This is a genomic window from Herbaspirillum sp. C9C3, from assembly GCF_013359625.1.
Classification (GTDB): Bacteria; Pseudomonadota; Gammaproteobacteria; order Burkholderiales; family Burkholderiaceae_D; genus Herbaspirillum.
Window position 1 is genome coordinate 171,591 of sequence record NZ_JABFMQ010000004.1, and the last position, 12,270, is coordinate 183,860.

At 65.3% G+C, this 12,270-nt stretch carries 8 protein-coding genes; 5 read left to right on the forward strand and 3 right to left on the reverse strand.

What is annotated here, in order from left to right; genetic code table 11:
- Positions 1 to 122 precede the first annotated feature (122 nt).
- Positions 123 to 2,444: an FdhF/YdeP family oxidoreductase gene (locus HNO82_RS06195; RefSeq protein ID WP_175343094.1), complete on the reverse strand. Its 2,322-nt coding sequence runs from the start codon at positions 2,442 to 2,444 to the stop codon at positions 123 to 125.
- A gap of 359 nt (positions 2,445 to 2,803) precedes the next feature.
- Between HNO82_RS06195 and HNO82_RS06200 the strand changes: the two genes are divergently transcribed.
- From HNO82_RS06200 to HNO82_RS06215, 4 genes are read left to right on the forward strand one after another with little or no spacing between them, the layout of a single operon-like run.
- Positions 2,804 to 3,817 (forward strand): acyl-CoA dehydrogenase family protein, encoded by a 1,014-nt coding sequence (locus HNO82_RS06200; RefSeq protein WP_249776951.1) that lies wholly within the window; start codon positions 2,804 to 2,806, stop codon positions 3,815 to 3,817.
- On the forward strand, positions 3,805 to 4,590 hold the full coding sequence (locus tag HNO82_RS06205; RefSeq protein WP_175343096.1) for a PIG-L deacetylase family protein: 786 nt from the start codon (positions 3,805 to 3,807) through the stop codon (positions 4,588 to 4,590). The genes HNO82_RS06200 and HNO82_RS06205 overlap by 13 nt, the downstream gene beginning before the upstream one ends.
- Positions 4,587 to 5,180, forward strand: coding sequence for an SAM-dependent methyltransferase (locus HNO82_RS06210; protein ID WP_175343097.1), 594 nt, complete (start codon positions 4,587 to 4,589; stop codon positions 5,178 to 5,180). Before HNO82_RS06205 ends, HNO82_RS06210 begins: the two co-directional genes overlap by 4 nt.
- Positions 5,181 to 5,227: 47 nt before the next feature.
- Positions 5,228 to 5,905, forward strand: coding sequence for a glycosyltransferase family 2 protein (locus HNO82_RS06215; RefSeq protein ID WP_175343098.1), 678 nt, complete (start codon positions 5,228 to 5,230; stop codon positions 5,903 to 5,905).
- Here HNO82_RS06215 and HNO82_RS06220 read toward each other — a convergent pair.
- Complete coding sequence (locus HNO82_RS06220; protein ID WP_175343099.1) at positions 5,902 to 7,320, reverse strand: YihY/virulence factor BrkB family protein; 1,419 nt, start codon at positions 7,318 to 7,320, stop codon at positions 5,902 to 5,904. The genes HNO82_RS06215 and HNO82_RS06220 overlap by 4 nt on opposite strands.
- A gap of 368 nt (positions 7,321 to 7,688) precedes the next feature.
- Here HNO82_RS06220 and HNO82_RS06225 point away from each other — a divergent pair, with 368 nt between their 5' ends.
- Entirely contained in the window at positions 7,689 to 9,122 is a 1,434-nt protein-coding gene (locus HNO82_RS06225; RefSeq protein ID WP_008326977.1) for an NAD-dependent succinate-semialdehyde dehydrogenase, read from the forward strand.
- 92 nt (positions 9,123 to 9,214) lie between these two features.
- On the opposite strand, the gene HNO82_RS06230 is transcribed toward HNO82_RS06225, so the two are convergent.
- Entirely contained in the window at positions 9,215 to 12,148 is a 2,934-nt protein-coding gene (locus HNO82_RS06230; RefSeq protein ID WP_175343100.1) for a DNA translocase FtsK, read from the reverse strand.
- Positions 12,149 to 12,270 lie beyond the last annotated feature (122 nt).

Genomic DNA, 12,270 nt, shown 5'->3' on the forward strand with positions numbered 1-12,270 from the left:
TCAATTTATTAGACCTGGACTTATTTCTCCGAGTCAGCACGCCAGCTTGCCCATGCCTCCCCTCTGCGGCAAGTCTGTCCCTCCATTCTCTGACGACTTCTCGAAAAACCTGAGCTCCGTGCTCAGGACAACACTGGCTCGGCAATTTCCGGAATCAAGCGAATCGGAATCGACTTGGCCGCCGGCACCTTGCTGCCCCGCGCGTGATGGAACAGCGGAATGAGCCGGTTGAGTTCGGGGAAGTAACCCATCACGCAGCCCACCGGAATATCGAAGGGTTCCACGCGCAGATGATCCACGCGGCGCTCCACGCCATCCTCCGAGACCGTCTCGGCCGTCACGAAATCACCTGCCCCCAATCCCTGCTGCTGCAGATCGCGCTGGTTCATCAGCAGCACGCGGCGCGTCCCCCAGACTCCACGGAAACGATCGTCCAGCGAATACACGGTGGTGTTGAACTGGCTGTCCCCACGCGTGGTCATCAGGCGCAGCACGCCCGCCGCATCAGCGGGCATGTCGGGGTCCGGCTCGAATCCCTGCGGGGTCTTGAAGTTGGCCTTGCCATTGGGTGTCGTCCACTGCCGCTCGCGGGCCGCCAGCGGACGCGCAAAGCCGCCGGGCGTCCACATGCGCTCATTGAAGTCACGGAAGATGTCCGGATAGGTCGCTTCGATGGCGTCACGAATCAGGGCGTAATCCCCGACCCAGGCATCCCAGTCCACGTGTGCATTCGCAGGCAGCAGGCGCTTGGCCAGCTCGGCCACGATGGCCGGTTCCGACAGCAGCCGGGGCGAAGCCGGCTCGGCGCGGCCGCGTGAACCGTGCATGCAGCCGGTACTGTCTTCCACCGACACCGCCTGCTCGCCACTGCGCTGGCGATCGATCTCGATGCGACCCAGGCAGGGCAGCACGTAGGATGTCTGTCCGTGGATCACGCAGGACCGATTGAAGTGCGTCACCACCTGAACCGTCAGTGGCAGCTTGCGCCAGGCAGGTTCCATCACACCATGATCGGGAATGGCGCGCACGAAATTGCCGCCCAGCATGAAGAAGGCGGACAACGCGCCGTCACGGATCTTCTCGCAGGCTTCCACCGTATTGAGCCCCTGCTCCATCGGCGGCTCGAAATGATAAAGCGCGCGCAGCTTGTCGTTGGGTACCATCTGCGGTTTTTCGGTGATGCCCACGGTACGCTGGCCCTGCACATTGGAGTGGCCTCGGATCGGGCAGATGCCGGCACCGGGCTTGCCGATATTGCCGCGCATGAGCAGCAGATTGGTCAGCATGTGGATGGTGCGCACCGCTTCGCGATGCTGGGTCACGCCCATGCCATACATGAGCATGGCGCGACCGGCACTGGCATAGGTATCCGCAGCCAACTCCAGCTCTGCCCGCGAGACGCCGGCGTGGCGTTCGATCTCGCTCCACTGGGCCGCGCGCGCGGCCGCCGCGAATTCCTCGAAGCCACTAGTGTGTTCCTCGATGAAGGCCACGTCCAGCAGGCGCGGCAAACCTTCAGTACGGGCGCGGTCGTCGCGTTCCAGGATGCGCTTGGCCATGCCGATGGCGGCGGCAGTGTCGCCACCGATCCTGATCTGCACATATTGCGAACTGATGTCGGTATGTACGGGGGTGATCATCTCCTTGGGCGATTGCGGATTGACAAAGCGCTCCAGGCCGCGTTCGCGCAAGGGATTGAAGGTGATCACCGGGACGCCGCGCTTGCGCGCCTGCTCCAGTGGATGCAGCATGCGCGGGGCATTGGTGCCGGTGTTGTGACCGAAGAAGAGGATGCACTCGGTCTGCCCGAAATCGTCCAGCGTGACCGTGCCCACCGGTACGCCGATGGTCTGCGGCAGCGCCACCGATGTGGATTCGTGGCACATGTTGGAACTGTCCGGCAGGTTGTTGGTGCCATACATGCGCGCCATGAGCTGGTACAGGTAGGAGGTCTCCAGCGAGGCGCGTCCGGAGGCATAGAACACCACCTTCTTCGGATCCATGGCACGCAATTGCGCGGCGATGTCATCGAAGGCCTCGTCCCACGAGACCGGCAGATAGCGGTCGCTGGCGGCGTCGTATTTCATGGGCTCGGTGAGGCGACCGGTGGATTCAAGTTCGAGATCGTTCCAGCTTTCCATCTCGGCCACGGTATGCCGGGCGAAGAAGTCAGGCGTGGCACGCTTGCCGGTGATTTCCCAGGCGGTGGCCTTGGCGCCGTTCTCACAGAATTCGAACAGATGCGGATCCGCCGGCTTGGCCCAGGAACAGCTGACGCAGGCAAAGCCATCGGGCTTGTTCTGCTTCATCAGGATGCGCGTGCCAGTAGCGATCACGTGCTCCTGCTGCAGAATGGCACCCAGTGCCTTGACCGAGCCCCAGCCACCGGCGGCGTTGTTGTATTCGTCGAAATGGGCTTGTTCGGGGATATCCTTGGTTTTCATGTCGCTTCTCCGAGCGTGACAGTTTCGTGGGGGGACGCCCTGCGTAATCACCTGGTCGCCCTTTGGCGCAGCGCATGAACATCTTCTGACATCTTCTGCGTCCGGAGCTTCATGATGAAAGTGACGACGCAATTTGGCTGTAGGCGCTGCACCGATTTTCAGCGCTCCGCATTCCTACAGGCAGCGCTGCGACATGCCCCTGCGCTAATGAATTCCTACGGCAAACACGGCAGCGCGCCGACATCTTGCCAGCGCGAATACGCGCATACTGCCTCCCATTGCACAGCCTGTGCGCTTGATCTTTTCCCCGCATCATGATGAGCAGCCCCGCCCGCCGTTATGCTCCACCCTGCCCTTCCTTGCCTGCCGCGCTCGAGGAATTCATCGCGCCCGCCCTGCAGGAAGCCAGCCACGCGCAGCTGCCCATGGTCGTTGCGCGCCTGCTGCGTCAATTGGTGGTGGCGGGACTGGACCGCTTGCCCCTGCCCGGTCAGGGCGAGACGCTGGGTCGCTGGCAAACGCTGGCCGCCGTCGCCGCTCAGGATCTGTCGCTGGCCAAATTGTTTGAAGCCCATACTGACGCCCTGGCGATCCTGGCCGAGGCCCGGCGGCCCTTGCCGCTGCATTCCATCTGGGCCGTCTGGTGTGCCCAGGGCCGACCGGGCAGCCTGCGCATGACGGCACAGGGAGATCACGTCATCCTCGACGGCGAGAAATCCTGGTGCTCCGGCGCGACCGCTGTCACCCATGCCCTGCTCGGCCACCGTGACGACGACGACCGCTATTGGCTGCTGGCGCTGGAGCTGGGTCAGCCGGGCGTCACCATCATCGAAGATGACTGGGATGCCGTCGGCATGGCAGCCACGCGCACCGCGCGCCTGCACCTGCGCAACGTGGTAGCGCAGGTGGTCGGTGCTCCCGGCTTTTATCTGGAGCGTGCCGGTTTCTGGCACGGCGGCGTCGGCATTGCCGCCTGCTGGTACGGCGCTGCCAGCGCGCTGGTAGCCGCATTGCGACAAGGCTTGAGACGGCGCGCCGACAGCCATGCGCTGGCGCGACTGGGCAGTGCGCTGTGCGGCCAGCATGCGGCAGCCACCTGCCTGCGCGAGAGTGCCGCACGCATTGATGCTCATCCACGCGCCAACGCCATGCAGGATGCCCTGCGCGCCCGTCTGATCGTGGAGCGATCCAGCCTGCAGATCATCGATGATCTGGGGGCCGCACTCGGTCCCCACCCCTATTGCGGCAGCCGGCACAGTGCGCGCCTGCTGGCCGACCTGCCGGTGTGGCTGCGCCAGAGCCACGCCGAACGCGATCTGGCGGCGCTGGCCAGCGCCAGTCTTGAAGAGGAGCCTTCTCCATGCCTACTGTGAATGCCACGCCGTCCATCGTGACGGCAGACTCGGCGCGCCATATCGATATCGTCCATGGCACCGCCGAGGAGGTGTGGCAATCCTGCCAGCGCCTGCACGCTCTGCCCGAACTGGAGCTGTGCCACCTGGTGCCGCCACGCTCACGTGCGGTCATTCTGGCGCCGCATCCCGATGACGAAACGCTGGGTTGTGGCGGACTGATCGCGCAACTGGCCGGCATGATGCGTGAAATCGCAGTAGTGGCCGTCAGTGACGGTGAGCACAGCCATCCTGCGACATCACCCCTGGCCGCGCGCCTGCCCCTGCTGCGTGCGGCGGAGAGCCGGGCGGCGCTGGAATGTCTGGGCGCGGGTCAGGCACAGATCCTGCGGGCCAGGATTGCGGACGGCCAGATCGGCCAACATCGGCTGGAACTGAAGGCCTGGCTGATCGCGCAATTGCGCCCTACCGACATCGTCTTTGCACCGTGGCGCCTGGACGGCCATCCCGATCACGAAACCGTGGGCGAAGTGGCCGCCGAACTGGAACACGAACTGGGCTGCAAGCTCGTGGAAGTGCCGATCTGGGGCTGGCACTGGGCGCAACCACTGGGGGGCGATTTTCCCTGGGGCCGGGCGCACAAACTCAGCTTCGATGCCGGAACCGGCATGATGAAACGGCGCGCCCTGCGCTGTTATCACAGCCAGGTCGGACGCGACGGCCAACGCGATCCGGTGTTGCCGGCCGGCGTGCTGGCGCACTTCGTGCGGCCCTATGAGGTGTTCTTCCTATGACGACAGCGCAGTTTCCGGCCAGCGGCCATTTCGACCAGTTGTACGCGGGCAGCGACGATCCCTGGAAGACGCGCGAGCGCTGGTACGAACAGCGCAAGCGCGCCATCATCGAGGCCATCCTGCCGCGTCGGCAGTGCAATGCCATCTTCGAACCCGGATGCGGCAGCGGTGAACTGACGCTGCAACTGGCGACCCGCTGCCAGTGGCTGATGGCCTCCGATTTTTGCGCGGAAGCGGTGCGTATCGCCCGGGAAAAGACCGCGCACCTGCCGCACGTCCAGGTGCGCCGGCAGTCGCTGCCCGAACAATGGCCGACGGCGGCGCAGGACATGCCGCCGCTGGGGCTGATCGTGTTTTCCGAGCTGTGCTACTACTTCGACGCACCCAACGTGGCCGAGCTGGCGGCGCTGGCCGCCGCCAGCCTGGCGCCGCAGGGCCACCTGCTGGCCTGCCACTGGAAGAAGGATTTCGATGACCGCCTGCTGGCCACCCAGCCCATGCACCAGCTCATCGATACCCACCCGCGCCTGAAGCGCCAGGCCTGCTATGAAGACGAGGACATCCTGATCGATCTCTGGCGCAGGATCTGATCCAACCTTGATATCGCACGCACACCATCATTCTGGAAGGAGTGAGCATGATCGGCATCGTCATCCCCGCGCACGACGAAGAAGCCACCCTGCACGCCTGCTTGCGGGCCGTGCGCAAGGCCGCTTCGCATGCGCAACTGCAGGGCGAGGCAGTACGCATCGTGGTGGTGCTCGACAGTTGCAGCGATGCTTCCGAGGCCATCGCGCGCCGTCACCCGGTGAGGCTGCTGCCGCTGCAGGTCGGCAATGTCGGCGTGGCGCGCCATCATGGCGCCCGCTCACTGATTGCCGAGGGTGCACGCTGGCTGGCCTTTACCGATGCCGATACCCTGGTCTCGCCCGACTGGCTGGCAGCACAGCTGCACCTGAAAGCGGAAGCGGTCTGTGGCACGGTCACACCCGACAGTTGGCACGATCATCCTCCGGAAGTGCAGCAACGCTTCGCGCGCCACTATCGCGACCAGGACGGCCATGACCATATCCATGGTGCCAATCTCGGCGTCAGTGCAGAAGCGTATGTGCGCGCAGGCGGTTTTCCACCGCTGCGCTGTCATGAGGATGTCGCCCTGGTACAGGCCCTGCAGGGCATCGGCGCCCGCATTGCCTGGAGCGCGCAGGTGCGCGTGGTCACCAGCACCCGCCAACAGAGCAAGGCGCGCGGCGGCTTTGGCGACACCCTGCGACGCTGGGCCAGCGAGGACAGTGCAGCCCTTCTGCCGGTTTAGCGCGCGTTGTCTCCTGATCGCACCACCTGCTGCGCCTGCTCGATGCTCACGTGATGATCTTCCACGGTATTGACCAGCCGCTGGCGCCTGGCACGTGAACCGAAGTTGTTGGCGTAGATCCAGGTGAATTCGGCCCCCAGCAGGAAGATCTGCGCCGAATAGTAGATCCACAGCAGCAGCAGCGCGAACGAGCCGGCCGCCCCGAAGCCCGAGGTCATGCCGGTGCTGCCCAGATACAGGCCGATCAGGTACTTGCCGATGATGAAGAGCACGGTCGTGGCCCCGGCACCGATCCACACGTCATGCCAGGACAGGGTCACGCGCGGCATGAACTTGTAGATCATCGAGAAGAGCGTGGAGAACACCACGAAGGACAGCACGAAGTTGAGCATCTGCAGCAACAGTTGCCAGCCCTCGAACCAACCGCCCCACCAGCGTCCCAGCGCCGCCAGCGCCGCACTGACCACCAGCGAGATGATCAGCAGGAAGCCCAGACCGATGATGAGACCGAAGGACAGCAGCCGCGTACGCGCCAGTTGCCACACACCGCTCTTGCGCTTGACCGCGGGGATGCGCCAGATGCGGTCCAGTGCACTCTGCAGTTCGGAAAACACGGCCGTGGCACCGATGACCAGCGTCACCACCGAAATGCCGGCGGCGATCATGCCCTCGCGCGGCTGGCTCACCGACTTCAGCAAACCCTGAATGGCGAAGGCCCCTTCGGTACCGACGATGTCGCGGATCTGGTTGACGATCTCGCCCTGCGCGGCGTCGTGGCCGAACAGCATGCCGGCCACCGCGATGGCGATCACCAGCATGGGCGCAATCGAGAAGATGGTGTAGTAGGCGATGGCCGCGCCCATGCTGGGCGCGAAGTCATCGATCCAGGCATTGATGGCGGCCAGGGTCATCTGCCAGGCCTGCTGGGCGCGCGTGCCGCCCCGGATCATCTTGACCTCGGCGGCCGGGTCCAGGTAATCGGAGGGCGCCGGTTCCAGCCTGGCCTTGACGATATCGATGCGGGCCGGCGCATCCGCTGGCAGTGGCGCTTCCTTGTTGCCCTTGGCCGCCGCCGCCCTGGCTCGCGCCGCCCCCTTGCGCCAGGCCGCGATCAGGGGCATGGCCAGGGTCACCACGCGCAAGGCGCGCTCCAGTCCCGCCGGCAGCCCATGGTGGCTGCTGCCATGGGAGGCGGTCCCGGCGTGCGCGACGCTCTGCCCCGCCGCCTGGCCCGGTAGCGATGAGGCTGCGGCACGCTGCTGGCGGCGCCTGCGTCCCAGCCATAACCCGACACCGGCACTGAGCAGTGCACCGGCTACCAGGCCACCAGTGGATGGCACGCCGCCCTCGGCCGGATCAGGGCTGGCTGCAGTATCACGGGAAGCGGGACGAAACGGGTCGGAAGAGCTGCTCATGGAGACCTCGGCTTGACATATTGTTGTGGCAGTGTGACCGATGCGCGGTAATGATTGTTCCTTTTCGTGGGCAGCCCGTCCAGCCCTGTAGGAAGCCGCTGTCGGCGCCCCGGCAAGCAACGCGAAAACGGTGTGCGTGGTATAAAGGATGTCTTGGTGAAAGTCTTCACTGGCGGCATATCGCGTATGAACATTGCACATGAACATCGCCCATGACCCTGCCGCGTGAACATCACCCGTGAACCAGAGCGGCACGCGCCGGTCTGTCTGCATTCTCCCCAGGCCATCGCGCCTGCCCTGCGTTGTCGGCGTCGTTGCCGGAGCGGGCGGCGCCGGCCCTCCCCCAACCTGACGAACGAGGATTGCCCATGTATAAGGACGTACAGCTTTTCATCAACGGCGAATGGACCGCCAGCGCCTCCGGCCGCACCATCGATGTCGTCAACCCGGCGACCGAAGAAGTGATCGGCAAGATTGCCCACGCTGACCGCAGCGACCTGGATCGTGCGCTGGAAGCGGCCAAAAAGGGCTTCGAGACCTGGCGCAACATGTCCGCCTTCGAGCGTTCCAAGATCATGCGCCGCGCCGCCGACCTGCTGCGCGAACGCGTGGACGAAGTGGCGCGCCTGATGACCATGGAACAAGGCAAGCCGCTGGGCGAAGCCAAAATGGAAACCCTGGGCGCAGCCGATACCATCGACTGGTTCGCCGAGGAAGCCCGCCGCACCTACGGCCGCCTGGTGCCGGCCCGCGTGCCGGGTGCCTACCAGATGGTGATCAAGGAGCCGGTCGGTCCGGTGGCCGCCTTCACTCCGTGGAACTTCCCGATCAACCAGGTGGTGCGCAAGCTGTCGGCAGCGCTGGCTGCAGGCTGCTCCATCATCGTCAAGGCTCCGGAAGAAACCCCGGCCTCCCCGGCTGAACTGATCCGCGCCTATGCCGATGCCGGCGTTCCGGCAGGCGTCATCAACCTGGTCTATGGCGTGCCGGCCGAGATCTCGGAATATCTGATCCCGCATCCGGTGATCAGGAAGATTTCCTTCACCGGCTCCACCCCGGTAGGCAAGCAGTTGGCAGCACTGGCCGGCCAGCACATGAAGCGGGCCACCATGGAGCTGGGCGGTCATGCGCCGGCCATGGTGTTTGATGATGTGGATGTGGATCTGGCGGCCAAGACCCTGGCCACCTCCAAGTTCCGCAATGCTGGTCAGGTGTGCGTGTCGCCGACCCGCTTCCTGGTGCAGAAGGGTGTTTTCAATGCCTTCGTCGACAAGTTCGTGACCTATGCCGAACAGCTGAAGGTAGGCAATGGACTGGAAGCCGGCGTGAACATGGGTCCGGTGGCCAACAAGCGCCGCATCCCGGCACTGGAAGCGCTGATCGACGATGCCGTCGCACAAGGCGCACAACTGCGTACCGGTGGCAAGCGCATGGGTGACAAGGGTTACTTCTTCCAGCCGACCGTGCTGACCAACGTGCCACTGCATGCCCGCGTGATGAATGAAGAGCCCTTCGGCCCGCTGGCCCTGATCAATTCCTTCGAGACCCTCGATGAAGTGATCGCCGAAGCCAACCGCCTGCCCTTCGGTCTGGCCGCCTATGCCTTCGCCAAGTCGGCCCACACCAAGCACGCCCTGGCCGCGCGCGTGGAAAGCGGCATGCTGACCATCAATCACCTGGGCCTGGCGCTGCCGGAACTGCCTTTCGGCGGCGTCAAGGACAGCGGCTACGGTTCCGAAGGCGGCACCGAGGCCATCGAGGCTTACATCAATACCAAGCTGGTGACGCAACTCGATGTGTGACGGCTTGAGTTGATGGGCTGATCGCCCTGCGCGATCAAAAAAAATCGGCGGACCTGCAAGGGTCCGCCGATTTTCTTTTGGCGCTACGCTTATTATTCTTCGCCACCGCCACCCGAAGGCGGCACCAGGATATCGCGGCTGCCATTGCGCGACATGGCCGAGAGTACACCGGCCGTTTCCATCTGCTCCACCAGACGCGCGGCGCGGTTGTAGCCGATGCGCAATTGCCGCTGCACCGAGGAGATGGAAGCTCGCCGCGTCTTGAGCACGAAGGCCACCGCTTCGTCGTAGAGCGGATCGGATTCTGCATCGCCGCCCTCGCCACCGGCGAACATGTCGGCCTGGGCCGTGTCCTCGGAAATCGGCGGGGCCAGGATTTCCTCGATATAGCGCGGCTCACCGAAGGACTTCAGGTACTCCACCACACGGTGCACCTCCTCATCCGATACGAAGGCGCCATGCACCCGCTGCGGATAGCCCGAGCCCGGCGGCAGGAACAGCATGTCGCCATGGCCCAGCAGGGATTCGGCCCCCATCTGGTCCAGCACGGTGCGCGAGTCGATCTTGGAGGAGACCTGGAAGGCCACGCGAGTCGGGATGTTGGCCTTGATGAGACCGGTGATGACGTCCACCGAAGGACGCTGGGTCGCCAGGATCAGGTGGATGCCAGCCGCGCGCGCCTTCTGTGCCAGACGCGCAATCAGTTCTTCCACCTTCTTGCCGACCACCATCATGAGGTCGGCCAGTTCGTCGATGACGATGACGATGGTCGGCAGTTTTTCCAGCGGCTCGGGCGCGTCGGGCGTCAAGCTGAAGGGATTGGGGATTTTCTCACCCCGGGCAGCGGCTTCATCGAGCTTCTGGTTGTAGCCGGCCAGGTTGCGCACGCCCAGCTTGGACATCTTCTTGTAGCGCCGCTCCATCTCTTCCACCGCCCAGTTCAGCGCATGCGCGGCTTCACGCATGTCGGTCACCACCGGCGCCAGCAGGTGCGGGATGCCTTCGTAGATCGACAGTTCCAGCATCTTGGGATCGATCATGATCAGGCGCACTTCCTCGGGCGTGGCCTTGTAGAGCAGCGAGAGGATCATCGCATTGATGGCCACCGACTTGCCCGAACCCGTGGTGCCGGCCACCAGCATGTGCGGTGCGCGCGCCAGGTCGGTCACCACGGGCGTGCCGGTGATGTCCTTGCCCATGGCAATGGTCAGGTGCGAAGCCGACTTGCGATAAGCCTGCGAATGCACGATCTCGGAGAGCTTGATCATCTGTCGACGCGCATTGGGCAGTTCCAGGCCCATGCAGGTCTTGCCGGGAATGGTCTCGACCACGCGGATGGACGTCAGGCCCAGGGCGCGCGAAAGATCTTTCATCAGGTTGACCACCTGGGCGCCGCGCACGCCTTGTGCGGGCTCGACCTCGAAGCGGGTGATCACCGGACCGGCCTCGGCGCCCAGCACCGTGACCGGCACCTTGAATTCGCGCAGACGCTGCTCGATCAGGCGACCGGTTTCCTGCAATTGTTCGGGGTCGACCTCGATGCGCGATTCGGGCACTTCATCGAGCAGATCCAGCGAGGGCAGCGGGATGTCCACACGCGGCTCGTCGATATCGTCGATCCCCCCCTGCGATGCCATCGCGACCGCTTGCACATGGGCGGGGCCCGGATCGGGCATGCGTACCGCGAAGGCCGGAGCAGGCTGGATGGGCGGCTGTTCGGGCGCCGGGTCGGGCAGCATGTCGAACCAGGGAGCGTTGAAGGTGCCCAGGTCGATGGGTTCCTGCGGTTCGGGCATCGGTGCCGTGAAGGGCGGCACGGCGGGAGCGACGACCGGCGGCGGCACTGGAACCGCAGCGGGCAGCGGCTGTCCCTGCGGGCTCAGAGGCACGATGGGCGGCAACTGCGGTTGCGGTTGCGACGGCAGCAGCGCGGCCGTGTCCTGCTCGCCGCTGCTCTGCTGCAGCGAACGCATCAGGCGCGTGGGCACCACATCGGCGCGCTCGGCTGGCTTGTCTGCCGCACTCCCCGCCTCAGGGGGACGACCCACGCTGCTGATGCGAATGCTGCGGGTAGGCTGGGCCGGTGCCGGATTGCCGCGCGCAATGGAGGGCGGAATCGGACGGATCGGCGGGGATGGCGTGGCCGCGCGCGACAGGCTGGCATCGGCTGCGGCACTGGCCGCGGAGATGGCACGACTGGCAGCAGCACGCGCCAGCATGGCTTCGGTCGGACGCAGGCTTTCGAAGGCGGCCCATTCGGATTCCGGACGCGGCTTGGCGGCGGGCCCCGCCTGACGCGCATTGAGCGAGGGCCACTTGCCGCCCTGCGCGCTGCCGGTGGGCGTGGCCTGGCCGTTGCGGCTGCCGCCGGTCAGGGCCGACAGGGGGACTTTCCAATCGTCGCGCGGCGCTTGCTCGGCCGGACGTTCGGGTGCCGGGGCCGGCGTCAGGCGCGCCGGACGGGGACGCGGTGCGAAGGGCGAGGCAGGCGGTACGCGCTTGGCAGCGGCCGACGAGGGCGCGCGCGGCAGCGGTGCCCGGCGTTCCGAACCCGGCGGGAAGCTGTTGCGGGATGGGCCGGCACTGCCGTGATGACCGCTCATGCGTACCCGTTCGCTTTCGATGCTGCCGCGGCGCGGCGGCCCGAGGTCCAGCTCCGGATGCTCATCGCGCCCCACAGGGGCGCTGCGACCGAACATCGCGCTCAACACCCATTTCAATCCCAGCGCCAGCAAACCCAGCATCAGCACGGCGGCGATGCCACGGCTGATCTTGCCGCCCAGCGCATCCATGAGGGCCGCGCCCAACAGGGCGGCCCCCGGTCCTTCATCGCCGGAGACCAGTTGCGAACGCACCAGCGACTCGACCGCACTGCTGGCCCCCAGCAGCAGCAGGCTGCCGCACCACAGGCGAATGGCACCGCGCCCGCCGAAGATGGACTTGCGGCCGAGCGCGCGCGCTACCGTGCGCAGCAGCAGCGGCAGCAGCCAGAGGACCGACCAGCCAAACCATTTGACGAAAATCATGCTACTCCCAAACTCCACCGGCCTGGCAGCGCCAGACGGCCTCGTGAATCCATACGGTGCAAGCTATTGCTGCATCGCAGGCTGCGAGTGTAAACCAAACCGGCGCCCTGCCGCCGCACATC

Bases quoted from the DNA above. Each gene is read 5' to 3' on its own strand.
- HNO82_RS06220 (WP_175343099.1), bottom strand. From the start codon at position 7,320: ATGAGCAGCTCTTCCGACCCGTTTCGTCCCGCTTCCCGTGATACTGCA.
- HNO82_RS06230 (WP_175343100.1), bottom strand. From the start codon at position 12,148: ATGATTTTCGTCAAATGGTTTGGCTGGTCGGTCCTCTGGCTGCTGCCG.
- HNO82_RS06195 (WP_175343094.1), bottom strand. From the start codon at position 2,444: ATGAAAACCAAGGATATCCCCGAACAAGCCCATTTCGACGAATACAAC.
- HNO82_RS06205 (WP_175343096.1), top strand. From the start codon at position 3,805: ATGCCTACTGTGAATGCCACGCCGTCCATCGTGACGGCAGACTCGGCG.
- HNO82_RS06215 (WP_175343098.1), top strand. From the start codon at position 5,228: ATGATCGGCATCGTCATCCCCGCGCACGACGAAGAAGCCACCCTGCAC.
- HNO82_RS06210 (WP_175343097.1), top strand. From the start codon at position 4,587: ATGACGACAGCGCAGTTTCCGGCCAGCGGCCATTTCGACCAGTTGTAC.
- HNO82_RS06225 (WP_008326977.1), top strand. From the start codon at position 7,689: ATGTATAAGGACGTACAGCTTTTCATCAACGGCGAATGGACCGCCAGC.